The 23,175-nt window shown below is 62.4% G+C and carries 19 protein-coding genes and 1 pseudogene; 15 read left to right on the top strand and 5 right to left on the bottom strand.

Features of this window, described 5'->3' with window-relative positions; genetic code table 11:
- Positions 1-9 precede the first annotated feature (9 nt).
- The 4 genes from VGN93_RS11045 (at position 10) to VGN93_RS11030 (ending at position 3,834) form a co-directional block, all read left to right on the top strand.
- Entirely contained in the window at positions 10-933 is a 924-nt protein-coding gene (locus tag VGN93_RS11045) for an ABC transporter permease (protein WP_327507554.1), read from the top strand.
- Positions 934-1,241: 308 nt separating this feature from the next.
- Positions 1,242-2,138: an ABC transporter substrate-binding protein gene (locus VGN93_RS11040; protein WP_327507553.1), complete on the top strand. Its 897-nt coding sequence runs from the start codon at positions 1,242-1,244 to the stop codon at positions 2,136-2,138.
- A 4-nt stretch (positions 2,139-2,142) separates the two neighbouring features.
- On the top strand, positions 2,143-3,054 hold the full coding sequence (locus VGN93_RS11035) for an amino acid ABC transporter permease (RefSeq protein ID WP_327507552.1): 912 nt from the start codon (positions 2,143-2,145) through the stop codon (positions 3,052-3,054).
- A 3-nt stretch (positions 3,055-3,057) separates the two neighbouring features.
- On the top strand, positions 3,058-3,834 hold the full coding sequence (locus VGN93_RS11030; RefSeq protein ID WP_327507551.1) for an amino acid ABC transporter ATP-binding protein: 777 nt from the start codon (positions 3,058-3,060) through the stop codon (positions 3,832-3,834).
- Between the two features lie 31 nt (positions 3,835-3,865).
- Here VGN93_RS11030 and VGN93_RS11025 read toward each other — a convergent pair whose 3' ends face one another.
- The gene (locus VGN93_RS11025) at positions 3,866-4,726 is read right to left on the bottom strand and encodes a LysR substrate-binding domain-containing protein (RefSeq protein WP_327507593.1); all 861 of its coding nucleotides are present in this window, start codon (positions 4,724-4,726) and stop codon (positions 3,866-3,868) included.
- A 124-nt stretch (positions 4,727-4,850) separates the two neighbouring features.
- Here VGN93_RS11025 and VGN93_RS11020 point away from each other — a divergent pair, with 124 nt between their 5' ends.
- The 11 genes and pseudogenes from VGN93_RS11020 (at position 4,851) to VGN93_RS10970 (ending at position 17,886) form a co-directional block, all read left to right on the top strand.
- Positions 4,851-6,065, top strand: a complete 1,215-nt coding sequence (locus tag VGN93_RS11020) for a trans-sulfuration enzyme family protein (RefSeq protein ID WP_327507550.1) — start codon at positions 4,851-4,853, stop codon at positions 6,063-6,065.
- A 40-nt stretch (positions 6,066-6,105) separates the two neighbouring features.
- On the top strand, positions 6,106-7,509 hold the full coding sequence (locus VGN93_RS11015; RefSeq protein WP_327507549.1) for a M20/M25/M40 family metallo-hydrolase: 1,404 nt from the start codon (positions 6,106-6,108) through the stop codon (positions 7,507-7,509).
- 7 nt (positions 7,510-7,516) lie between these two features.
- On the top strand, positions 7,517-8,989 hold the full coding sequence (locus VGN93_RS11010) for an aspartate ammonia-lyase (RefSeq protein ID WP_327507547.1): 1,473 nt from the start codon (positions 7,517-7,519) through the stop codon (positions 8,987-8,989).
- Between the two features lie 93 nt (positions 8,990-9,082).
- Positions 9,083-10,297, top strand: coding sequence for an ROK family transcriptional regulator (locus VGN93_RS11005; RefSeq protein WP_327507546.1), 1,215 nt, complete (start codon positions 9,083-9,085; stop codon positions 10,295-10,297).
- Positions 10,294-11,553, top strand: a complete 1,260-nt coding sequence (locus VGN93_RS11000) for a M20 family metallopeptidase (RefSeq protein WP_327507545.1) — start codon at positions 10,294-10,296, stop codon at positions 11,551-11,553. Before VGN93_RS11005 ends, VGN93_RS11000 begins: the two co-directional genes overlap by 4 nt.
- A gap of 41 nt (positions 11,554-11,594) precedes the next feature.
- A complete protein-coding gene (locus tag VGN93_RS10995) occupies positions 11,595-12,650 on the top strand; it encodes a substrate-binding domain-containing protein (protein ID WP_414714081.1) in 1,056 nt (351 codons plus the stop codon).
- Between the two features lie 71 nt (positions 12,651-12,721).
- On the top strand, positions 12,722-13,780 hold the full coding sequence (locus VGN93_RS10990; protein WP_327507543.1) for a substrate-binding domain-containing protein: 1,059 nt from the start codon (positions 12,722-12,724) through the stop codon (positions 13,778-13,780).
- 37 nt (positions 13,781-13,817) lie between these two features.
- A complete protein-coding gene (locus VGN93_RS10985; protein ID WP_327507542.1) occupies positions 13,818-14,795 on the top strand; it encodes an ABC transporter permease in 978 nt (325 codons plus the stop codon).
- Between the two features lie 10 nt (positions 14,796-14,805).
- Complete coding sequence (locus VGN93_RS10980; protein WP_327507541.1) at positions 14,806-16,005, top strand: alanine racemase; 1,200 nt, start codon at positions 14,806-14,808, stop codon at positions 16,003-16,005.
- A gap of 11 nt (positions 16,006-16,016) precedes the next feature.
- Positions 16,017-16,781, top strand: coding sequence for an ATP-binding cassette domain-containing protein (locus tag VGN93_RS10975; protein WP_319316931.1), 765 nt, complete (start codon positions 16,017-16,019; stop codon positions 16,779-16,781).
- Positions 16,782-16,954: 173 nt separating this feature from the next.
- A pseudogene (locus VGN93_RS10970) lies at positions 16,955-17,886 on the top strand (hypothetical protein).
- A 131-nt stretch (positions 17,887-18,017) separates the two neighbouring features.
- On the opposite strand, the gene gcvPB reads toward VGN93_RS10970, so the two are convergent.
- From gcvPB to VGN93_RS10950, 4 genes are all read right to left on the bottom strand, one after another.
- Complete coding sequence (gcvPB, locus tag VGN93_RS10965; RefSeq protein WP_327507540.1) at positions 18,018-19,550, bottom strand: aminomethyl-transferring glycine dehydrogenase subunit GcvPB; 1,533 nt, start codon at positions 19,548-19,550, stop codon at positions 18,018-18,020.
- Entirely contained in the window at positions 19,547-20,956 is a 1,410-nt protein-coding gene (gene gcvPA, locus VGN93_RS10960) for an aminomethyl-transferring glycine dehydrogenase subunit GcvPA (RefSeq protein ID WP_327507539.1), read from the bottom strand. The genes gcvPB and gcvPA overlap by 4 nt, the downstream gene beginning before the upstream one ends.
- Before the next feature lie 72 nt (positions 20,957-21,028).
- Positions 21,029-22,162, bottom strand: a complete 1,134-nt coding sequence (locus tag VGN93_RS10955) for an ATP-NAD kinase family protein (RefSeq protein ID WP_327507538.1) — start codon at positions 22,160-22,162, stop codon at positions 21,029-21,031.
- On the bottom strand, positions 22,152-23,114 hold the full coding sequence (locus VGN93_RS10950; protein WP_327507537.1) for a 3-hydroxyacyl-CoA dehydrogenase: 963 nt from the start codon (positions 23,112-23,114) through the stop codon (positions 22,152-22,154). Before VGN93_RS10950 ends, VGN93_RS10955 begins: the two co-directional genes overlap by 11 nt.
- Positions 23,115-23,175: the final 61 nt, after the last annotated feature.

Raw genomic sequence — 23,175 nt, 5'->3', positions numbered from 1 at the left:
GGTTTCGTCATGGATTTCCTGATCGGCTGGCTTGCCATCATTCCGAGCTATGCGACGCCGCTCCTGCTTGCGAGCCTGGGCCTCATCATCTGTGAGCGTGCCGGTGTCCTGAACCTCGGCGCCGAAGGCTTGATGGCTGTCGGGGCGATGACCGGAGCGATCATCGTGCTGTCGGGCGGCAATCCGTGGGCAGCGCTCGGCGGGGGTGCCATCGCGGCGGCAGCGCTCGCCTTGCTTTTCGGCCTCGCCACCGTCGTCAAGCGCGCCGACCACACGCTGTCGGGCCTCGCCGTCGTGGCGATCGGCCTCGGGGTGACCGGCGTGCTGGGTCGCCCCTATGCGCAAAAGACCTTTGCGGGAATTGAGAGCCTGGGTGATCTCTTCGGCATCGATCGCGGCACGATGCTCGGCCGGATCGTGGCCGTTCAGGATCCGGTGACAATCGCCTTGCCGCTGGTCGTCATCGCTCTGTGGTGGTGGCTGCAAAAAACCCGCAGCGGTCTCCGACTGACGGCGGTGGGCGAGAACCCCGCCGCCGCCGACGTGGCTGGCATCGACATCCAGCTCACGCAGCTCGCTGCCGTCCTGGCTTCCGGCGTTCTGTGTGGTCTGGCCGGCGCCTATCTTTCCGTCGCGACCAGCCATGTCTGGGTGGAAGGCATGATCGCGGCGCGCGGCTGGGTCGCCATCGCTCTCGTCATTTTCGCCCGCTGGGATCCGGCGCGGGCCCTTCTGGGAGCACTTCTCTTCGGGGCCGCCGATGCCCTGGTGCCTCGCCTACAGGCGATCGGCGCGGACTTCCCGGTCTACCTGACGATGACCGCGCCATATCTATTGACGCTGGGCGTGCTGGTCCTGAGTTCGCTTCGGGGAAAAACATCCGGCGAGCCGAGTTTCCTGGGGCGCGTCTACTTGCGGCAGGACAAGCATTGAACGCTGACGCAGGTGGTTTCCGGCAGGGACAGACGCATTTGTCTTCGATGACCGGCGTGTCCTCACCGTGTTCCCTTTTCACCTGACGCTGCTTGGCATGTCAGGAACCATCGACGCGAACCGAAACGAGACGCTCGTCGAGTCAACCGCGGTATTTTCGCCGCAATCCAATAACCTGTGAGAATAGAGCGGGCCGATCTTATTATTGGACGGAGGGTTTTGCGGATCTCATAGTGTCACTGTCGGGTGATGATGTCGGTCCTCCCAAGCGTCACTCAATCCGTCGCAAAACAATATGGGGAACAATAATGTTCAAGACACTTAGTCACCTGCCGATGTTTGCCGCGCTCGCTGTGATTTCCATGAGCGGCCAGAGCTTCGCCCAGAGTTTCGACACGTCCTCGATCAAGGTCGAGGAAGCCCTGGCAGCCCGGCTGCCGGAAAAAATCAAGGCAGCCGGCGTGCTGACGATCGGATCTGACACCGCCTATGCGCCGTGGGAATTCCTGAGCGAAAAGGATGGGCAGACGCCTGAAGGCATCGATGTCGACATTGCCAATGCCATCGGAAAGAAGCTCGGTCTCAAGATCGATTTCCAAACATCCGCCTTCGAAGCCATCCTGCCGGCTCTCGGCACCAAGTTCGACATTGGCGTCTCGGCGTTTTCGGTCACCAACGAACGCATGAAAGCCGTCAATTTCGTAAGCTACGCGGATACCGGCAGCATGTGGGCGGTGAAGGCGGGCAACCCGACGAAATTCGATCCGAGTGACCTCTGCGGCCGCAAGATCGCTATCCAGTCGGGCAGCTATCATGAGAAGGCGGTCATTGCGGAGAACGATGCCTGCAAGTCCGCAGGCAAAGTCGAAATCGAAATCCTTCCCTTCTCCAAGCAGCCTGAAGCTCTCACCCGTGTTGCCGCTGGCGGCGCGGATGCCACGGTCTCCGGCGAGGCCGGTATCGGCTATGCGGCGAAGCAGTCGAACGGTGCCTTCGAGACCATGAAACCGTCTGGCGGCGCATTGAGCAAACACGGCCCTAACGGCATTGCCGTCGCCAAATCGGATATGGCGTTGACCGAACTGATCGCCGACACGATCAACTCTCTTATCGCCGACGGTACCTACAAGGCGCTGCTCGACACCTGGGGTGTCGGTTCGGTGATCGTAGACAAGGCTCTGGTCAACCCCGAAGTCAAGATCTGAGCCGATGGCCTCCAACGTTGAAAATATCGGGACCGGCTTCCAGCCGGTTCCTTCCGGACAGGCGGTAGTCACACGCAATGTCGTTGTCCCGCGCCGCCATCCCGGCCGGTGGCTCGCCGTCGCCATCCTCGCAATTCTGGCGCTGCAGATCGTTCAGGCCGTTTCAGCCAATCCCAATTTTCATTGGGATGTCTACCTGACCTATCTCTTTTCCCCGCAGGTCATTCGCGGGGTGGGCTGGACGCTGCTCTTGACAGTCGTCGCAATGACGGTTGCGATCGTGGTTGCAGCCTTGCTGGTTATCATGCGCGACAGCGACAATCCCATTTTGCGCGGCATCGCCTATGCGTGGGTGTGGTTCTTCCGAGGAACCCCGATCTATACGCAGCTGCTGTTCTGGGGGCTGTTTGCGGTGCTGTTTCCCAATCTGAGCCTCGCTATCCCGTTCGGCCCCGAGGTGATCAGCGTCGAGACCAAATACATCGTGACACCAGCTATGGCGGCGATCCTAGGCCTCGGTTTCAACGAGTCCGCCTATCTGACGGAAATCTTCCGTGCAGGGTTCAACTCGCTTGATCGTGGGCAGGCCGAAGCGGCGCAGGCGCTCGGGATGAAACCGGCGAAGATCTGGTGGCGGATCCTCATGCCCCAGGCGATGCGGGTGATTATTCCGCCGACGGGTAATGAAACGATCGGCATGCTGAAGATGACGTCTCTGGTCCTCGCCGTGCCGTTCACCCTGGACCTTACCTTCGCGACCAATGCCATCTCGAACCGTCTCTACCTGCCGATCCCGCTGCTGCTGGTGGCCGGCACCTGGTACCTCGCCATCACCAGCCTGCTGATGGTCGGCCAGCATTTCCTCGAACGCCATTTCGGTAAAGGCGTTTCCGTTCACCCGACACGGGCGGAGTAGGCCATGAACGCACATGTTTCCGAGTTCTGTGTCGAAATGCAGAACATCCACAAGTTCTATGGTCCTGTTCATGCGCTGAAGGGCGTGGATCTCCGCGTGCCGCGCGGCGAAGTTTGCGTGGCCATCGGCCCGTCCGGTTCCGGAAAATCGACGCTGCTTCGATGCATCAATCAGCTGGAGAGCATTTCGGCCGGCCGGGTTTTCCTCAAAGGCCAATTGCAGGGTTTCACCGAGCGGGACGGCCGCTTTCACCCTCTGGCCCCGGGGCAGATCGCGTCTCAGCGGCGGCTGACAGGCATGGTGTTCCAGCGATTCCACCTGTTTCCGCACATGACCGCCCGGGAAAACGTCATGGAGGGTCCTCTGCATGTCAAAGGCTGGTCAAGGGAGCAATCCCGCAAGAAGGCGGATGACCTGCTCGGACGTGTCGGGCTGGACGGTTTCGGAAGCCGCTATCCGGCGCAGCTTTCCGGCGGCCAGCAGCAGCGTGTCGCCATCGCCCGCGCGCTTGCGATGGAGCCCGAGGTGATGCTGTTCGATGAGCCGACCTCGGCGCTCGATCCCGAACTGGTCGGCGAGGTTCTCGATGTCATCAGGGATCTCGCGCGCAGCGGCATCACCATGGTCGTCGTGACGCATGAAATCGGCTTTGCCAGGGAGGTGGGAAACCATCTCGTCTTCATGGATCAAGGCCAGATCGTCGAGGAGGGGCACCCGCGCACCATGCTTGCCAATCCGCAGAATCCGCGCACTGCCGCCTTTCTTTCCAAGGTGCTTTGAGGCGGGCCTGCTCATGACCAGAGGAAAGCACTCAGATCGCCCCACGCAGCACCCGGATGAAATCCTCCAGAATTGTGGACGGAAGACGATTGGGCGGCGTGATGAGAAGCGTTCGGAAATGAAGCGCCGGCTCGAAAGGCCGCAGCGTCAATCCGTGACCTTCGTAAGGTTCGGCCGTCAGCGGGTTGACCAGGCCGACCCCGATGCCGGCAGCCACCATGGCGCAGATCGTCGTCGAATACGGCGTTTCCATCACGGTGCGTACAGCGATGCCTTCCTTTGCAAAGGCGATCTCCGCTTCGCGACGGGTCGTGTCTTCGGGAGCGAGCGCCACAAAGGCCTGCCCTGCAAGATCGGCCGGTCGAATGATGTCAAGGGCCTCAAGCGGATGACCTTTGGGAAGCGCGACGGCCACGCGGAACCGGGCGAACTCTTCGACCTCGACGCCGGTTCGGTCGATCTCGTCGGCAACGATCCCGAGGTCGAACTGGCCGGATGCCACGAGGTCACGCACGTTGGACGACATGCGTGCCTGGAAGGTAACGGCCACATTCGGATTGGCCTGCATGAAGGCGTGAAGGGCGCGGGGCAGGACATTGGTCGACAGGGCGGAAAGACAGGCGATCCGGATTTCTCCGGAACCATAATCCCGGATGCGGGCTGCCGCGCCGCGAAGATGGGTCAAGCCCAGAAAGGCCTGCTCGACCTCCCGGAAGAACAACTGACCCTCCTGGGTCGGTTGCAGCCGTCCCTTGATCCGCTTGAAAAGGTCGAAGCCGAGCGAGCGCTCCAGCTCCTGGATCATCTTGCTGATGGCGGGCTGGGAGACATGCAGCACCTCGGCGGCGCGGGCCGTCGTACCATTCGTCATCACCACCCGGAAGACTTCCACCTGCCTCAGGTTCACCAGCGCCTACCAAATCATCAATAACTTCAACGAGTAGCAGTAACGCAAAATCGACCGTTTCGGAATTGGTTTCCGCGAGCGTTCCGCGTTTCCTTCGAAAGGCTTTTCCATGAGCGATCTCACCCAATGCGTCCTCACGCCCGAAGTGCCAACCGACGGTTTCGCGCCGCTCGGCGTTGGCGTTCATCGTGCCTCGACGATCGTCTTCAAGGATGCGGCGGCCTATGCCTCACGCGGCGAACGCGGTCATGAAGGCTATTCCTACGGCCTCTATGGCACGCCGACCACGCGCACGCTCGAAGCCAAGCTGACGAGCCTCGAAGGCGGCGTCTGGTCCTTTCTGACGCCGTCGGGGCAGGCGGCCAACGCACTTGCAGTTCTTCCATTCCTTTCAGCCGGCGATCACATTCTGATTGCCGATACTGCCTATCCGCCGATGCGCGATCTGGCTGAGACCGATTTGCATCGTCTTGGCATCGACGTCGAATTCTTCGATCCCCGGTCGCCGGAAGATGTCGCCGCCAGGATTCGCAAATCGACCCGGATCGTCTGGTGTGAAAGCCCCGGATCGACCACGATGGAAATCCTCGACTTGCCGCGGATCGCCGCGATCGCCCATGAGCATGGCGCTCTTGTCGGGGTCGATAACACCTGGGCGACACCCCTCAATTTCAAACCGCTCGAACATGGCGCCGATATCGTCACCGAGGCGCTGACCAAGTTCGTATCGGGCCATTCCGATGTGCTGATGGGTTCCATTACGGTGCGGGATGCCGCCCTGATCAAGCCGGTCCGCGCATTGATCGGCCGAATGGGGATCGGTGTTTCGCCGGACGACACCTCGCTTGTGTTGCGTGGCTTCGAGACGCTCGGCGTGCGCCTGCGCCATTCGGAGCGGGTTGCGCTGAATTTCGCCCGCAGGATCGAAGACCATCCTCTCGTGACGCAGGTCCTGCATCCTGCCCTCGAATCCTTCCCCGGTCATGCCTTGTGGAAGCGGGATTTTCTCGGCTCCAGCGGTGTTTTCAGCATCGTTTTCAGTGAAGAGGCGTCGACCCACGTCGCCGCGTCTCTCGATATGTTGAAGGTCTTCGCCATTGGCGCCTCCTGGGGTGGCACACGCAGCCTTGCGGCGCCAATGTCCATTGCGGGCTTTCGCAGTGCCACCGCCTGGAGCGGGCCGGACGTCATCCTGCGCCTCAGCATCGGACTGGAGGATGAAGGGGAGCTCTGGGAGGATGTGGAGCGCTTGCTCGCCTCCCTCGACGTCAAGGTCAACGGGGCTGCAAGCGAGGCCTCGCTTAAGACGGCCCGTCGCGGCTGATATCGCAAGCGACAGCTCAGGAATTCAGGAAGGACGAGACGTGCCAAAGACAGAAGACGTGCTGCGGGATATCGACGACAAGTTCGATATCACTCTGGGCAAACTGCTCGAGCTGGTCTCAATCCCGTCGATCTCCAGCGAGCCGACCGGCGAAGAAGCGATCGCACGTGCGGCCGAATGGCTGAGACATGAGTTGTCATCCATTGGGCTGGCGGCAAATGTCATCGAGACAAAGGGTCACCCGGTCGTTCTCGCGTGCTCCACGACAGCTTCGACCGAAGACAAGCCTCGCCTACTCTTCTACGGCCACTACGACGTTCAGCCCGTGGGTGATGCCGGTCAGTGGAAGCATCGGCCCTTTGAGCCGACCGTCATCGAGGAGGACGGCCTTCACAGGTTCTATGGACGCGGCACCTCCGACAGCAAGAGCCAGCTCTGGACGTTCATCGAAGCGTTGCGGGCGTGGAAAACCGTGTATGGCGATTTTCCCGCAGACGTCATCGTCCTGCTTGAAGGCGAGGAGGAGTGCGGATCGCCAAGCTTGCCGGCTTTCATTGCGGCATACCGGGAAGAGCTAGCCTGCGATGTCGCCTTCATTTGCGATGCCGAGATGTGGTCGGCGACGCAGCCGGCCATTACGACCCAGCTCAAGGGTCTCGTCCACGAACGGGTTACGATCTCCTCTCCAAATCCAGACCTGCATTCGGGGCATTATGGCGCGGTTGCCGCCAATCCGATCCGGATCCTGGGCACCATTCTGGCAAGCCTGCATGACGACAAGGGACGGGTTGCAATCGATGGCTTCTACGATGGGGTGCGCGATATCCCCGATGCCGTTCGCCGGCAGTGGCGGGAACTTTCCCGGCAACCCGAACTGTTTGCCGATGTCGATCTTGCGGGCGGCATCGCAGAGGAAGGCTACTCGCCGATCGAAGCGATGTGGGGTCGACCGACCGTCGATATAAACGGCATCACCGGCGGCAATCAGGGGCCGGGCGAACGTTCTGTCCTGCCGGGGGTGGCAACCGCGCGGCTATCCTTCCGGCTGGTGGCCGGACAATCGCCGGAAACGATCCGCCAGCGTTTCCGCAGCCATGTCGAACGGATGGTGCCGGACGGTTGCCGTGTCGAATTCGAGGGCCAGGGCGGTAGTTCCGCGGTCGTGCTGTCGCAGGACAGCCCCTACCTTAAGGCGGCGGCTCGAGGGCTTGAGAAGGAATGGGAAACGCCCGTCGTTCTACGCGGGACGGGTGGCGCCATCCCCCTGGTCGAACAATTCAGCGAGGCCCTCCAGACAGAATGCGTGGTCATCGGTTTCATTCTGCCGAGCGATGCCATCCACGCTCCCGATGAGCGCTACGACAGCGAGCGGCTTCGCCAGGGTGCGAGGAGCTGGATCCGGATCTTCGAGGAAATCCGGGCGCAGATGCCAATTCAGGCCTAGATGTTCCATGACGTCCAGAGAGCCAGCCGCCCCTGAAACAGCTACCCCATCCGTTCGCCTGGAAGAAGACGCTCTCGGCACGCGGCCTATCGCGAACCACATCGTCTATGGAATCCAGACGGTGCGGGCGGTCGAGAATTTTTCGATTTCCGGCCGCACCATTGCCGACATCGAGGGCTTCGTGCCGGCCATCCTCATCATCAAGCAGGCAGCGGCACGGGCAAACCGGCGGGACGGAAAGCTGCATCCCGGCATTGCTGATGCTATTCACGCCGCTGCGGTTGTCTTCCTGGCAGAAGCGGCGCGGGAGTATTTCCCGGTCGACATCTATCACGGGGGAGGCGGTACCGCGGCCAACATGAATGTGAATGAGGTGCTCGCCAACAGGGCGAGCGAGATCCTGACAGGGTGCTTGGGGCCGGATCCAGTGCATCCCAACACCCATGTCAATATGAGCCAGTCGACCAACGACGTCATCCCGTCGGCCATGAAAATTGCCGTTGGCGGTGAGCTAAAAGCTCTTGGGGACGTCCTCAACGACCTGATTGAGGCCGTCTCGCGCAAGGAATCGGAGTTCGCAGGCGTTGTGAAGCTCGCCCGTACCTGCCTGCAGGATGCACTTCCGATCACCTTCGACCAGCAGTTTTCAGGGTATCGCGGAGCCTTCGAACGACAGGCGAGCGAACTGAAGCGCCTGGAAGAGCCCTGCTTGAGCCTTCCCCTTGGCGCGACGGCTGTCGGGACAGGTGTCGGTGCCACAGCGAACTATCGAAACTACGTCTTCGAAGAACTCAGGTCGTTGACGGGCAAGGCCTATCATGCCGAAGGCAACCCCTTCGATGCCCTGCAAAACGCGGATTTCTGGATCAGCGTCTCGGCGGGGCTAAAGGCAACCGCAGTGACCCTGTCCAAGTTCGCGTCCGATTTGCGGCTGATGTCCTCCGGACCTCGCGCCGGGCTCCACGAAATTGCCCTGCCGCCGGTCCAGCCCGGTTCATCCATCATGCCGGGCAAGGTCAATCCGGTCATGCCGGAGATGATCATGCAGGTCGCGTTCCGCGTGATTGGCAACGACGCCACAATCACCCGCGCGGCGGAAGGCGAACTCGACCTCAATGTCTGGGAATCCATCATTCTGGAGAGCCTGAGCGAGTCCATACGATTGATGCGCCGCGCAATTCCGCGCTTCGTCCTGGGCTGCGTGATTGGGATCACGGTCAATGCCGGGGTGGGACGCCGGAATGCGTCTTCCTCCCTTGCGCTCTCTACGGCGCTCGCGGAGATCTTCGGATATCCCGCGGCATCGCGTGTTGCCAAACATGCCAGTAGCAGCGGCATCTCGATCTCACGGGCAGCCGTCGAATGCGGTCTACTGGACGAGGAGAGCGCTGACCGCATGTTTGAGGACGTATCAGCCTTCGCAAATGCCGAAAAAGCAGAAGACATTATTTATAGCTTCCGGCACTCCAGCCCTCTCTGATCTGAACCCAGGAACCACGCAAAGGGGCTTGACCGTCGCCATCACTTGATATTTAATTCGGTTATAGAACGAATTAAATATCAAGTGATGGCGATGATTGAGGCTCCACGGATTTCCCGACAGTTCTCCCAGCGCTCCGTTATGGAGGCGATCGTCCAGGGCGGGCCGATTTCGCGGGCTTCCATTGCGAAGCTGACGGGTCTGTCGAAGCAGACGATTTCCGAGATCGTGCGGGACCTGGAGGATGATGGCTGGGTGCGCGAGATCGGCCGCACCAGCGGGCATGTCGGCCGCACTGCCGTTACCTACGAGCTTGTGGTCGATGCGGCCTTCATCGTCGCGGTCGATCTCGGCGGTACAAAGGTTCGCGTGGCCGTTACCGATCTTGCCGGGCAGATCCTCGTCGAGGATGCGGTGCCCACTGATCCGCGCGGCGGCAAGCATCTCGTCGATCAGATCGCCGGCATGGCGTTGTCGGCCGCCGCCGGTCTCAAGGTGCCACGCGAAAAGCTGCGGCTTGCAGTTGTGGGTGTTCCCGGTGCGCCGGACAACCGGACCGGCCGGGTGCTACTGGCGCCCAACATTCGCGATTTCCACAGCATGGATGTTCTGGAGGCCTTCAAGCAGGCGCTCGGCTTCGATGTGGTGCTGGAGAACGATGTCAATCTCGCTGCCCTCGGCGAAAGCTGGCAGGGGCAGGGGCAGGGCATCGACAATCTTGCCTATATAGCCCTCGGAACGGGTATAGGCAGCGGTCTCATCCTTGGCGGAAATCTTGTGCGGGGTGCGGCCAATGCGGCGGGCGAAATGGGTTTCCTGCCGATTGGGGCCGATCCCTTCGAGGCGGAATCCATGCGGGTGGGGGCTTATGAACGCGCCGTCGCCACGCACGGCATTATCGCGCGCTATGAAGTTGCCACAGGCGAGAAGATCACGGTTCCCGCGATCTTCGAACGCGCCGCGGCAGGGGATGCCGCGGCTTCCACGGCCATCGACCAAACGGCCCGTCAGGTTGCCTGCGGCATCGCAGCCATCTGCGCCATCGCCAACCCGCAACTCGTCATCCTCGGCGGCTCCATCGGTCTGCGGCCTGAGATCCTCGAGCGCGCACGCCACTTCCTGCCGCAGTGCTTCCCCTATCCGGTCGACGTCGTCTCCGGCGACCTTGGCGCGCGCGCTGCGCTCGTCGGGGCCACGGCGGTCGGCCTCAGCCAACTCCACAACACGCTCTTTGGCGTGGCGACGCCGAATGTCGGCCTGTCCCTCCCGCCCGCCGGCACGGATTCGTCCCGGGAGGCCGCGGAATGACGATGGAGGCCGATCTTTTCGCTCGCCTGCGGGCCGCCCTCGACCGCGACGCGGCGATCGATTTGTTCCGAGGGGCGATCCAGCGCGACAGCATCACCGGCAACGAGGCCAATGTCGTCGCCTATCTGGCGGATACGATGTACAAGCTGGGCCTCTCCGGCCTGACGACGGCAGATTTCCTTCCGGGGCGCCCGAATGTCTGGGGCGAGCGCAAGGGCGCCGGTGGTGGCAAACGCCTCCTCTTCATCGGTCATACGGATGTGGTCCACGTCGATGGCTGGCAGGAGAACTGGGCGGGCACCGAGCGCGAGGATCCCTTCGGTGCGGCCATCTTCGATGGTGCGGTCTGGGGTCGCGGGGCAGGAGACCTTAAGGCCGGCATCACGTCTTCCCTTGCCGCCATGGCGCTGCTCGATGCGGCCGGCATCAAGCTTGCCGGCGACGTCTCCTTCGCCTTCGTAGGTGACGAGGAGAGCGGTCAGCCGGGAACGGGCGTCTCGGCCGGCATCAAGGACTATGTCGCGCGCATGGAGACGGGTGAGGTCGAGCGGCCGGATTTCGTTGTCTATGTGGAGCCGACACAGCTTGCGGTCTATCCGGCGCAGATCGGCTTCTTCATCGCGGACATCACCATTACCGGACGCTCGGCCTATTTCGGCGTGCCGGAACTCGGCAAGGATGCCCTGCGCGCCAGCCACGCCGCGATGAGCGCGCTCTGGAAGCATTCGGACGAGATTTCCGCCCGCGCCGAGCACGCGCTTGTCGGCCGGTCCTTCCTGCTGATCACCGGGCTTTCCGGCGGCGGGTACATCGCCGTGCCGGAAAAATGCGAACTGTCCCTGATCCGCAAACTCCTGCCGGGCGAGTCCCTCGACCAGGCGGCGGCGGAGATCGAGGCCGCCGTGCGCGGCGCCATCGACGATCCGGAGATTACGGTGGAATTCTCCTATCCGGCCGGCCGCGATCATGCGCTCGGCGGCACGGCGGCGGAGATCGACGCGGGCAGCCCGGAGGTCGCGATGCTGTCGCAGGCGATCGGTGGTGCGCTTGCCGGACGCGGTACCATCGAGGGTGCACCCTTCTGGTCCGAGTCGCCGTTCTTCGTGAACCGGCTCGGTATTCCGGTCGTTTATTGCGCACCCGGCGATATCCGCAATTGCCACACTTACAACGAGCACGTCGAGATCGAAGAATTTCTCGCGGGCGTCATCGGCTTTGCAGCCTTCATGGCGCTTTTTTGCGGAATAGTTGACTGACGCATCAACCACGAACCAAAAGATGGGAGCAGACTATGCAGATGACAAAATGGCTGACCGCAGCCCTGACTGCCGGTCTTATCATGAGTGCCGGAACCGCCATCGCCCAGACCGTCGGCCCGGCCGGCGAAGCGGCAACGCCGAGCGCTGAAGTCACGCTCAGCGATGCCGATATCGCGGCGCTGAAGGACAAGGGCTACAAGGCCGCGCTGCTCTGGCACACGTCCTCGGACTTCACCAACGCAGTCGGCCAGGGCGCGACGGATGAATTCAAGCGCGCCGGCATCGACATTGCCGTGACGACGGACGCGCAGTTCGACGCCGCGCGCCAGCGCAGCGACATCGAGACGGCGCTTGCCGCCAAGCCGAACGTCATCCTGGCCCTGCCGCTCGATCCCGTGACCTCGGCCGAAGCCTTTCGCCAAGCCGTGGCCGACGGCGCCAAGCTGGTCTTCCTGTCGAACGTACCGAAGGACTACAAGCACGGCGCGGACTATGCCGCGATCGTGACCGACGATCTCTACCAGATGGGCAAGCAGGCGGCCGATGCGCTCGCCAAGTCCATCGGCGGCAAGGGTACGGTCGGTTATATCTTTCACGATGCCACCTACTACGTGACCAACCAGCGCGACCAAGCCTTCAAGTCGACCATCGAGAAGGACTATCCGGACATCAAGATCGTCGCGGAACAGGGCATTTCCGACCCGGCGCGCGCCGAGGAACTTGCCAATGCGATGCTGCTGAAAAACCCTGATCTCGACGGCATCTACGTCACCTGGGCCGAGCCGGCGGACGGCGTGCTGGCGGCCCTGCGCGGCGCGGGCAACACCAAGACGAAGATCGTCACGCTCGACCTCGCCGAGCCGGTCGCGCTCGACATGGTCAAGGGCGGCAATGTGACGGCGCTCGTCGCCGACAAGGCCTACGAGCTCGGCCGCGCCATGGCCGCTGCCGGTATGAAGTCGCTGCTCGGCCAGGAAACGCCGGCCTTCGTCGTCGCGCCGGCACTAACCGTCACCAAGGACAATGTCTCCCAAGGCTGGAAAGACTCGCTGAACCGCGACGCGCCGCAATCGGTGCTCGACGCAGCGAAGTGACCGCCTGACCGCGGCGGCCCAGGCCGTCGCGGTCCCACCATCTGAGCATTGCAGTTTTACGGGAGAAAACCATGCGTATTGCAACGACACTCGCTTTGATGACTGGCCTTTTTGGCGCACATGCCTTCGCGGCCGACGGCGCAACGACAGGGCCGCACGGTGAAACGCCGACGGCTGCAAGCACCGTTACGCTGACCGCCGAGGAAGAGCAGAAAATCAAGGACGGCAAGTTCACCGCCGCCCTGGTCTGGCACGAGATGAGCGAATATACCAATGCGGTGAATGCCGGCGCCCAGGACGAATTCAAGCGCCTCGGCATCGAGGTGGTCGCGCAGACCGACGCCGGCTTCGACGGTGCGCGTCAGAAGGCCGATGTCGAGACCGTTCTGGCGAAAAACCCGTCGATCATCGTCTCCCTGCCGGTCGATCCGGCCAGTGCCGCGGCCGTCTATGACCCCGCGCGTGCGGCCGGCGTCAAGCTCGCCTTCGTCGACAATTCCCCGGCCGGCTACGTGCACGGCAAGGACTATGTGACGATCGTTTCCGACGACCTGTTCCAGATGGGAAACAAGGCCGCCGTCGCGATGGCCGATGCTTTGGGCAAGAAGGGCAAGGTCGGCTATATCTTCCACGACGCCGATTTCTATGTAACCAACCAGCGCGACCAGGCTTTCAGGAAGACCATCGAGCAGGATTATCCCGAGATGGCTGTCGTCGCGGAACAAGGCATGGCCGATCCCGCGCGCAGCGAAGAAATCGCTCAGGCAATGGTCACGCAGCATCCCGATCTCGACGGCATCTATGTCACCTGGGCCGAGCCAGCGCTCAGCGTGCTTTCCGCGCTGCGCTCGGCGGGCAACAGCCACACGAAGATCGTCACGCTCGATCTCAACGAGCCGGCCGCGCTCGACATGGTCAAAGGCGGCAGCGTCGCGGCCCTGGTTGCCGACGAGGCTTACACGATCGGCGTCACGACGGCTCGTTCGGCGGCCGGTGCGATGCTCGGCAAGGAGGCCGCGCCCTTCCTCGTCGTGAATTCCCTCGCTGTAACGAAGGACACGGTGAAGGAAGGCTGGAAGACGTCGCTCAACAAGGACGTCCCGCAGTCCATCGCCGATGCCCTGAAATAAGCGACGTCCGGTCGGCTCTCATTCACGGAGGTAAAACATGTCCAGTACCAACCAGGGTGCCGCGGTCCGTGCGGCGGGGCTGGCCGGCCGCGTCAACCTGCAACAATATGTCGTTTATTTTGGCTTCCTGGCGATCTTCCTGTTCTTCGCCATCGTGCTGAAGGACAGCGGATTCCTCACGGTCCGCAATCTTTCGAACATCGTGCTGCAGACGGCGCCCGCAACGATCATGGCCATCGGCCTCGTCTTCGTCATGTCGGCGGGCGAGATCGACCTTTCCATCGGCTCGACCGTGGCCGTGGCGGCGCTTGCCGCTGCGGTGACCATGCAGGGCTATGGCCTTGTCCCCGGCGTTGTTGCGGGGCTCGGCTGCGGCCTGCTGATCGGCCTCGTCAACGGCTTGCTCGTTGCCTATGTACGGCTGCCGTCCTTTCTCGTCACCCTCGCCACGCTGGGCCTGTTTGCCGGCGTCTCGCGCTCGATGACGGACCTTCGCAGCATTCCTGTCACCAATGAGGTCTTCACCGGCTTCTTCGGCTCCGGCACGCTGCTCGGCATTCCCTCGCTCATCTGGTGGACGGTGATCGCGGTTGCTATCGGTCACATCCTCTACCGCGAAACCCGCTTCGGCGCCCACGTTCTGGCGATTGGCGACAATGCGCGGGCGGCGAGCGTTTCGGGTATCTCTGTGCCGAAGATGCGGCTTGCCGTGCTGGTGATTTCCGGCGGGCTCGCCGGGCTTGCCGGCCTGCTCTATGCCGGCCGCCTGCAGGCGGCGAAGTATACGCTCGGCGAAACCGACCTGATGACGGTCATCGCCGCCGTCATCGTCGGCGGCACGCTGCTCAATGGCGGCAAGGGCTCGATCGTGGGAGCTCTCGTCGGGTCGCTGATGATGGGCATGCTCAACAACGGCCTCATCCTCATGGGCCTTTCCGTTTCCGACCAGATGATCGTTCGCGGTCTCATCATCCTTGCCGCGGTCGCCGTATCGCTGCGCGAAAAATCCCGCTGAGGAGGATCGAATGTTTCTCGACGTTCTGCGCCGGCGCAATCCCGGCTTCATCGAGGCGGCCCAGAAACTGCACCGCGAGGGCAGCATCCCGGCCAATGCCTATGTGATCGACCTCGATGCGATCGAGCGCAATGCGCGCATCCTCAAGGACGAGGCGACGCGGCTCGGCCTGAAGGCCTTCGCCATGACCAAGCAGTTCGGCCGGTCCAGCTCGGCCTGCCGGGCGATCCTGCGCGCCGGCATCGACCGGTCCGTGGCCGTCGACATGGCTTGCGCCAAGGCCACCCACCGAGCGGGCCTCAAGGTCGGCCATCTCGGCCACCTCCAGCAGGTCGCCCGCCACGAGGCGAACGGTGCAGCAAGCGTGCTCCAGCCGGATTACTGGACGGTGTTCAACGAAACCAAGGCACGCGAGGCCGCTGCCGGCGCCAGGGCGGCCGGGCGCACGCAGAACCTGCTCGCCCGCATCCATGCGGAAGGCGACACCTTCTATCGCGGCCACGAGGGGGGCTTCGACGCCAACGATGTGGTCGCCGTCGCCGATATGCTGGACGGCCTCGATGGCGGTCGTTTTGCCGGAATCACGACCTTCCCGGCGCTGCTCTTCGATCACCAGGCGCGCAAGGTCCTGCCGACGCCCAACCTCGCAACGCTGACGAAAACCGCCGAAGCCCTGGCGAAGACGGGGCGTCGGGATATCGAGGTCAACGCCCCCGGCACGACCTCCAGCGTGCTGCTTGCCGCGCTTGCGGAAGCGGGCGCAACGCAATGCGAACCGGGCAACGGCCTCCATGGCACCACGGCCCTTCATGTGGTGGAGGACCTGCCGGAGCTGCCCGCCTTGCTCTACCTCACCGAGGTCTCCCACCTGTCGGGCGGTAAGGCCTACTGCTTCGGCGGCGGCTTCTACATCGATCCGATCTTCCCGGATTACGATGTCAAGGCCATCGTCTCCGGTGAGCCGACCGTTGCCGCAAGCGCCTTGCGCAGCGTCGAAATCCCGCCGCCCTCGGCCATCGACTACTATGCGATGATCGATGCAAGCGGCCCGGGCGCACCAGCGCCGGGCGATACCGCCGTCTTCGGCTTCCGCGGACAGGCTTTCGTCACGCGCGCCTATGTCGTCGGCGTTTCCGGTATCTCGTCCGGCACGCCGAAGGTCGAGACCATCGAGAACACATCCGGCGAAACCGCCGCCTGGCCGATCTAGGAGGATAGGGCATGAACGCGAATGCTGCCGCCGTCGCAACCGGTCAGCCCGTCCTGGCGCTGAAGGACATCCGCAAGACTTTTGGCGGCGTCGTCGCCATCGAGAACTTTTCGCTGGAGGTCTATCCCGGCGAGATCGTCGCCTTGGTCGGCGACAACGGTGCCGGCAAGTCGACGCTGATCAAGATCATCTCCGGCGTGCACCCGCCGACCTCCGGTTCGATTGCCATCGAGGGTGAACCCGTCGCCATGTCGAGCGCGACGATGGCGCGGGCGCATGGCATCGAGGTTGTCTACCAGGACCTGGCGCTCGCCGACCAGCAGACGGTCTACATGAACATGTTCCTCGGCCGTGAGCCGACGAAGGCCTTCGGCCTTCTCGATCGCCGCCGGATGATCGCCGAGACGGAAAAGCTGGTGAAGGAACTCGACGTGCGTATCCCGTCTGCGCATGCGACGATCCGCGATCTCTCCGGCGGCCAGCGCCAGGGCGTCGCCATCGCCCGCGCGACGCATTGGGCCAGCAAGCTGATCCTGCTCGACGAACCGACCGCCGCCCTCGGCGTTGCGGAAACCGCCAAGGTGGAAGAAATCGTCGCCTCGCTGAAGACGCGCAACATCGGCGTCCTGATCATCAGCCACAGCCTCGATCAGGTCTTCAAGCTTTCCGACCGAATCTGCGTGCTGCGCCGCGGCAAGCAGATCGGCGTGCGCGAGACGAAGAAGACCGACAAGAATGAGATCATCGCCATGATCACCGGCCTGCAACAGAGCTGACAGGTTTGAAAGAGAAGTCATATCGAGATCCTACCGTCGTGGAGCCAGATTGGCGGTAAAAGCGTCTTGTCGGGCCGCAAAAAACGGTGCCGAAATGGCGAGACTTTACGATATCAGCGGACCGACGGTTTCGCGCATCGTCGCTGAACATCGCCAGAATATGAAGACCTTCCATGCCGACCAGCCATGACCTCAAAGGTCTGACAAAGTTCCTTGCCCGGGAAGAATGGCGCGAATGCTTCGATGAGGTGTTCTACGACCATTTCGAACCGGTCCTTGATGCAGGCGACATGGAATTTGAGGACATCGCCGAAATCCTCGGCGACGACTGGGCTATGACGCTCTGGGCTGCGCCTTCGAGGATTTCCTGACCCAGGACTTCGAGGTCGAGGGCGGCAACATCGTCGACGAATATCTCAAACGTCGCGGCTGGAAGGAAAATGCCGCGGCAAAAAACTATATGAAGGCGCTGCGCACTTCCGTCATGAGCCTTTACGAAGTCAGTGAGATCGTGCCGGGCAAGTCGCTCGTCGCGCGCGACCTTGTTCGCGGTGGCGGCCCGATCGCGGTTCGTGAGGGAACAGCCACAAGAACCCTCAAGCAGTGGGACAGGATCGCCGCCCGGATTGTGCCCGTCATGGGCACAAACATCTTTGCCGGAGGCCTTCTGCCGTTCACGCCGCAGGCCACCGATGCGTTGTTCGATGGCCTGCTACAGATGTTCGGCAAAAAGAATGCGAAGAAACTGCCGGCCATCAAGGATGAGGAGCTTCAGGCGGCGGCCTCCATGTTGATGATGGCCGAGCGACCGGCCCGCGAAAAGGAAGACCCCGCGTCTGAAATCCCGCCCGAAATTGCCGAGCAGGCCGTTCACCAGTTCATGGACCGACAATATCGTGAAACTCTTGAGCAGCCGGTCGGCATGCTCGGCAACAAGACGCCGCGTCAGGCCGCAAAATCAGCCGCTGGCCGGCAGAAGATCGCCGAATGGCTCAAATATCTCGAAAACCAGTCTTTGCGGCAGCCTGACCAAGCAGACCCCGTGGCAACATACAGTTTCGAGTGGATGTGGGCCGAACTCGGCGTCAGCGATCTGCGCCAGTAACCGCTATCGTAGTTCCGTGATTTGCAGGCGTTTGACGTGTGTATCATTTGCGTCAAATGAGAAAAGTCGGACGGCACCCACCCAATCCAAGTTAATTCAGATATCCATCCAGCCGCCGGGCACGCGACGGTTCATATCCCATCAAGACCTGCGGCAGCTGCCGCCTTCAGCCTTCGCATCGTCGTCGCGAAACGGTCGGGATCGTTGAGAGCCGAGCCGTTGAGCTGATGGATCGCCTGGTTATGAGGCGCCGACCTCACTTTTTCGGGGTCGTTATAGGCTTCATCGACCACAGTGGCGAGCACGTCGATCCAGCGGTCGATTTCTTCCTTGGACCACATTTCGCCCGCTTCCGGCGTAAACGGCTCCGGCACCACCCATGGCTCGTGGCTGAGCCAGAAAGCATCGATGCCGAAATCCGTCATGCGGCGCTGCACGTCGAAGACTGAAACGCCGGTCTGCCGCTTGAGCGGCTCCATCGACCAACGGGTCATCTCCATGCGATGGGTGGCGATATCGGCATGTGAACGCGCAAGGCTCGGAATTTCCGCCAGTCGGGCATCCATATAGTTGTTGGCTAGGACCGAGAGGTCCGAGGCCTCGTGAATGCCATCCGCGCCCATGGCTGACACCCAGGCATAGGCCTTCATCACCTGCTGCGCATTGCCGAAATATTCGCGAATCTTTCCGCAACTCTGCGGCCGATCGTAGTCTAGGTTGTATTCGTCGCCGTCGCGGACAACGAGCGGCGCCGGCAGGAATGGTGCGAGTTCGGCCGAACATCCATAGGCGCCGACGGATGGTCCGTTGCCGCCTTTCGGCGCGCCGAAGGTCTTGTGCAGCATATACATGCAGGCGTCGAAGCCGAGTTCGCGCGCCCGCAACTTGCCCATCACGCCGTTGAAGTTGGCATGGTCGTAAAAGCAGAGCCCGCCGGCCTCATGCACGATCCGCACCCATTCCTTGATGTCGGGATTGTAGATGCCCATGTCGTCTGGGTTGCCAATCATCAGCGCCGCGGTGCGGTGCGATACCGCAGTCTTCAGCTGCTCTATCGAGGGGTAGCCGTTTTCTTCCAGCGTCAGCGTGATGACCTTGAAGCCCGCAGTCGCGGCAGTGGCCGGGTTGCAGGGATGGGCCTGGATCGAGGTGATGATTTCGTCGCGCGTTCCGAGCTCGCCGCGCGCGGCAAGCCAGGCACGCGTGACGGCGCAGTTGGTATAGGCGGCATCGGCGCCGCCGCCCGGCTGGAAGATGAATTGATCCATGCCGGAGAGTTCACGCAGCATCAGGTCGAAACGGTGGAGGAATTCAAGCGTTCCCTGTAGCGTCGATGCGTCCTGTAGCGGATGCGTCTCGGCCATCTCGGGCCGCCAGGCGATCGCCTCGCTGACCGGCGCATTGTATTTCATCGTGCAGGTGCCGAAGAGACTGACGCCCTGCATGCCGAGCGTCATTTGCGCCAGATGCAGGTAATGACGAAAGACCTCGGGTTCAGAAAGCGCGGGGAGGACAGGCTCGCTCCTGCGGGCCAGCGCGGCGGGGATCAGCGCATCGGCGCTTGGGTCACCATCGAAGAACGCGCCGCGACGGCCGGGCTGGCCGAGTTCGGTCACGATGGGCTCGTCCCAGCGGGCGGCGTGGTAGCGGGGCAGCGGTGTCATCGGGAAAGAACCTTTGTCAGTGCGGAAACCAGTCGGTCGATATCGGCTTCGGTGTGGACTTCCGTGACGCAATAAAGCGCCGTCTGGCCCGACCCGGGCTCATCTTTCGACAGGTCGATGCCGCCAAAAATGCCATGTGCGAGCAATGCTTTGTTGATGTCGGCAACCGTCCGGCCCGTGGCATTGAAATCGACCAGGAACTCCTTGAAGAAGCCACCCGCCCGGACGATCGTTACGCCGTCGATCGCCCCGATCTTTCGTGCAGCCGAATGGGCATTGGCAAGAATGGTGCGGCCGAGCTCGACAAAACCCTGGGGCCCGAGCAGCGCCATATAGGCGGCGCCGGCGATGGTCCAGAGATAGGTAGAGTTGCCCGTCCAGTCCTTGCCCTCGTCGCGCATGCCGTAAGACGTCTGGTGGAAGAGGCTGAGGCCGAAGCCGTGTTCGCCCTCGACTGCGGTCGGCGCGATGCTGACGAGAAACGTCGGATATTCGCGCGCATAGCGCTCTTCATGGCGCGAGGCGATGAAGCCCCCGACGCCGCCGCCGCCATGCATGTGGACGCCAAGCGGCTGGATCGAGCCGACGGCGATATCCGCGCCGTAGGAAGCAGGCGGCGCGATGACGCCGAGCGTCAGGGGGTCGACGCCGACGATTGTCTCCGCACCGGCCTTGCGTGCGATCGCGCCGATCTCCGCGGCCGCGACTTCGAAAAGCCCGTGATAGTTTGGGTTCTCCAGATAAACGGCACAGGTCTTGTCATCGACAAGCTGGTGCAAGGCCGCAACATCCGTCAGCCCGGTAGTTTCATCGACGCCGCAAAAGACGACATCAATGACGCGGCTATCGACCGCCGAGGCGCAGTAGGTGCGAATGACCGAGAGGCGCTCCGGCGAAACCGGTCCCGCGATGACGAGTTTCGAACGGCCGGTCAGTCGCGCCGTCATGCGGATCGCGTGACCGGCCGCGCAGCCCCAGCTGTAGACGGGCATGCCGACCAGATCCATGTCCAGCAGCTCGCCGAGCTGGCTGCAAAATTCAAACCATGCCTGATTGCGGCCGTGGTCGGATTCAGGAGAGCCGAATACGGAGGTCAGCCATTCCTGACGACGCACGAGTTCGTCGCAAATCGCTGGCACATGGTGCTGCCAGATGCCGCCGCCAAGAAAACTGAGGTTCGCTTCGCAATCCTTGTTCTTCGCCGCAATGTCGCGCAAATGACGTTTCAGGGCTGCTTCCGAGTGGATAGCAGGCGGCAGATTCAGAGCGTGATGCGTCTGGTGGTCTTCAGGGATCTGCTGGAACAGCTCGGCAATCGATGCCGCCCCAATCCTGGCGAGCATGTCGGCCTTGATGGCCTCGACGCTGTTGGCCATCCATGGATGCGAAGTCGTATGGGCGGGCATGGCAATCCTTTGGCTGTTTGGATCGTGAAATTCGCACAAATGTTCGCATGTTACAAGCGCGTATGTGGCGATTCAGAAACCTGCGGCGATGCACATGATCATGCTGTCATTCGGCCCGGTATGGACACGGCGATAACCCTCGAGCGCGCGATCCAGGTCCATGTCGCCCGTATCGATGCGCAACGGATTTGGGGCGAGGGCGTGCAGTTTCTCGCGCGTGGCGATGATCCTGAGGCTGTCAGTGCTGACGTGGCGGATAACGTCAGGCGTGATCTGCTGGTTGCCGCGGCCAAAAATGAATCCCTGGCCACCGACGATGCCGACCATGAGAACCCTTTGGGCATGCGTGCGGCAGAGCTGTTCGAGCGTCGCCGCATCGGCATCCGTTGCGATCACCCGGTCATCGACCATGGCGTCGACGCCCATGAGGGTGCCGGCGCAGCCGAAGCCCCTCTTGATTGCGGCCATCGTGGTGCCTGGCCCGAAGAGCAGCAGTTGCCCCGGTTCGGCCTCCCGCGCCAGCATCCGGCCGAGCGTTTCGATTTCGGCCTCGCCACCGTTCGGTCTGGCGCCTTTCACGGCCTGGAAAAGCCGCGGCACGTCGGGTGTGGCAGCATAGCCGAACAGTTGCGCCGACGGTCTGCCTGCCGCGAGCGCATCGGCGTCGGCGTCCATGATTTCCGCCAACCGGCTGCCGAGGGGCTGGCGCAAGGCGATTGCCACGGTTTCGCCCGCGGCCTCTGGGCTCAGGGCAAAAACCGATGAGTGCATTTTCACGCCGCTCGGAATGCCGACAAGGGGTATACGTTCGGCCGCGGTTTCGAATATGTCACGCGCGGTGCCGTCTCCGCCGGCAAACAGGATAAGCCGCACCCGGCTTTCCAACATGCTGCGGGCGGCAACCTGTGTATCCAGCGCCGTTGAATGGTCCTTGATCGGGCCACCACATATCGATGGATTAAACCCGGCTGCACGGGCCACAGAGAGGCCCATCGGATCGGCCATCGTGATGATTTCAGTCTCCGGACGCAGCATATGAAGCCGCCGCAGCGCGCGCAGCGCACGATCGGCCGAGACGGCTTTTCCACCCAGATTTTCGGCCTCCTGCATCGTCGCAAAGCCGTCACTGCTGCGGGCAGCGAGCGGTCCACCGATGCCGGCGATGGGATTGACGATCAGACCGATCCTGCTGTGCTCAGCCATCATCGCGGGACAGGTCCTGCTTCAGACGATTGAGCGCCATCAGCCGTCGGTCGCGCCAGGCGACGCGCTCACTCCATCTGTCCAGCGGCAGTTGCTCCCGCCGCTGGCTTGCGACAGTGGCGACGAGATCCGGCGTCCAGGAGTCGTGCTGGCCGCGCTCGGCTCCCATGCGTTCATAGGCGGCTCCCATTCGCGCCGCATGCGCGGTGATGCCGCCGCGGACGTTGAGGTCGCTGGTTTCAAACGGACCGATGAAGGCGTAACGCATGCCGAGCCCGTCCCGGATAATCTTGTCGAGGTCATCGACGGAGACGACGCCATCGCGAACGAGGCAATAGGCTTCGCGCAGCACTGCGCCCTGCAAACGGTTGAACACGAAGCCTTCGACTTCCTTGCCGAGGGTGACAACGGACATGCCGGCATGCGTGAAAAGCGACTGGGCTGCGGCGACGATGTCTGACGCGGTAAATTCAGCGGGAACGATCTCCACCACGGGCAGGAGATATGGAGGATTGCCGGGATGGGCCACGAGGCAGCGGTGGCGGTGCGGCAGGTCATGTGCGATGGCACTTGCGGTGATGGCCGACGACGACGAAGCAAGGATCGCTGTCTCGCGCGTGGCTGCGGCCAAATGCGCGAAAAGCGCGCGTTTGAGTTCGGGTACTTCGGGCGCCGCCTCAATGACCAGATCGGCGTCTTCGACCGCGGATGTCAGATCATCATCGTAGCGAATACGGCTGGCGATGGTGGCCGGGTCGCCGCCGAGCAAGCCGAAGGTTTCAAGTTCACTGAGGCGCTCTCCGATGACAGCCTCCGCGCTTTTAAGCTGGGTGGGCGATATATCGTTGAGCGCGACCACGAAACCGGCGCGGGCAAAAACGATGGCCCAGGCGGCACCGATCGAACCCGAGCCGACAATGCTGATCTTCTGCGATTTGGCCTCTGAATCCGCCATGCTTTTTGCTCTCCTCGGACGACCATTTGGGTCGCAGTCTATTTCTTGCGGGCAAAAGAGG

It is taken from the genome of Shinella sp., from assembly GCF_035998705.1.
Classification (GTDB): Bacteria; Pseudomonadota; Alphaproteobacteria; order Rhizobiales; family Rhizobiaceae; genus Shinella.
Note: the sequence above shows the minus strand (reverse complement) of the source record. Positions and strands in the feature narration are given on the sequence as shown.

What these genes read in the sequence shown, in the direction of transcription:
- VGN93_RS11045 (WP_327507554.1), top strand. Translation starts at nt 10, where the DNA reads ATGGATTTCCTGATCGGCTGGCTTGCCATCATTCCGAGCTATGCGACG.
- VGN93_RS11040 (WP_327507553.1), top strand. Translation starts at nt 1,242, where the DNA reads ATGTTCAAGACACTTAGTCACCTGCCGATGTTTGCCGCGCTCGCTGTG.
- VGN93_RS11035 (WP_327507552.1), top strand. Translation starts at nt 2,143, where the DNA reads ATGGCCTCCAACGTTGAAAATATCGGGACCGGCTTCCAGCCGGTTCCT.
- VGN93_RS11030 (WP_327507551.1), top strand. Translation starts at nt 3,058, where the DNA reads ATGAACGCACATGTTTCCGAGTTCTGTGTCGAAATGCAGAACATCCAC.
- VGN93_RS11020 (WP_327507550.1), top strand. Translation starts at nt 4,851, where the DNA reads ATGAGCGATCTCACCCAATGCGTCCTCACGCCCGAAGTGCCAACCGAC.
- VGN93_RS11010 (WP_327507547.1), top strand. Translation starts at nt 7,517, where the DNA reads ATGACGTCCAGAGAGCCAGCCGCCCCTGAAACAGCTACCCCATCCGTT.
- VGN93_RS11005 (WP_327507546.1), top strand. Translation starts at nt 9,083, where the DNA reads ATGATTGAGGCTCCACGGATTTCCCGACAGTTCTCCCAGCGCTCCGTT.
- VGN93_RS11000 (WP_327507545.1), top strand. Translation starts at nt 10,294, where the DNA reads ATGACGATGGAGGCCGATCTTTTCGCTCGCCTGCGGGCCGCCCTCGAC.
- VGN93_RS10995 (WP_414714081.1), top strand. Translation starts at nt 11,595, where the DNA reads ATGACAAAATGGCTGACCGCAGCCCTGACTGCCGGTCTTATCATGAGT.
- VGN93_RS10990 (WP_327507543.1), top strand. Translation starts at nt 12,722, where the DNA reads ATGCGTATTGCAACGACACTCGCTTTGATGACTGGCCTTTTTGGCGCA.
- VGN93_RS10985 (WP_327507542.1), top strand. Translation starts at nt 13,818, where the DNA reads ATGTCCAGTACCAACCAGGGTGCCGCGGTCCGTGCGGCGGGGCTGGCC.
- VGN93_RS10980 (WP_327507541.1), top strand. Translation starts at nt 14,806, where the DNA reads ATGTTTCTCGACGTTCTGCGCCGGCGCAATCCCGGCTTCATCGAGGCG.
- VGN93_RS10975 (WP_319316931.1), top strand. Translation starts at nt 16,017, where the DNA reads ATGAACGCGAATGCTGCCGCCGTCGCAACCGGTCAGCCCGTCCTGGCG.
- gcvPB (WP_327507540.1), bottom strand. Translation starts at nt 19,550, where the DNA reads ATGACACCGCTGCCCCGCTACCACGCCGCCCGCTGGGACGAGCCCATC.
- gcvPA (WP_327507539.1), bottom strand. Translation starts at nt 20,956, where the DNA reads ATGCCCGCCCATACGACTTCGCATCCATGGATGGCCAACAGCGTCGAG.
- VGN93_RS10955 (WP_327507538.1), bottom strand. Translation starts at nt 22,162, where the DNA reads ATGATGGCTGAGCACAGCAGGATCGGTCTGATCGTCAATCCCATCGCC.
- VGN93_RS10950 (WP_327507537.1), bottom strand. Translation starts at nt 23,114, where the DNA reads ATGGCGGATTCAGAGGCCAAATCGCAGAAGATCAGCATTGTCGGCTCG.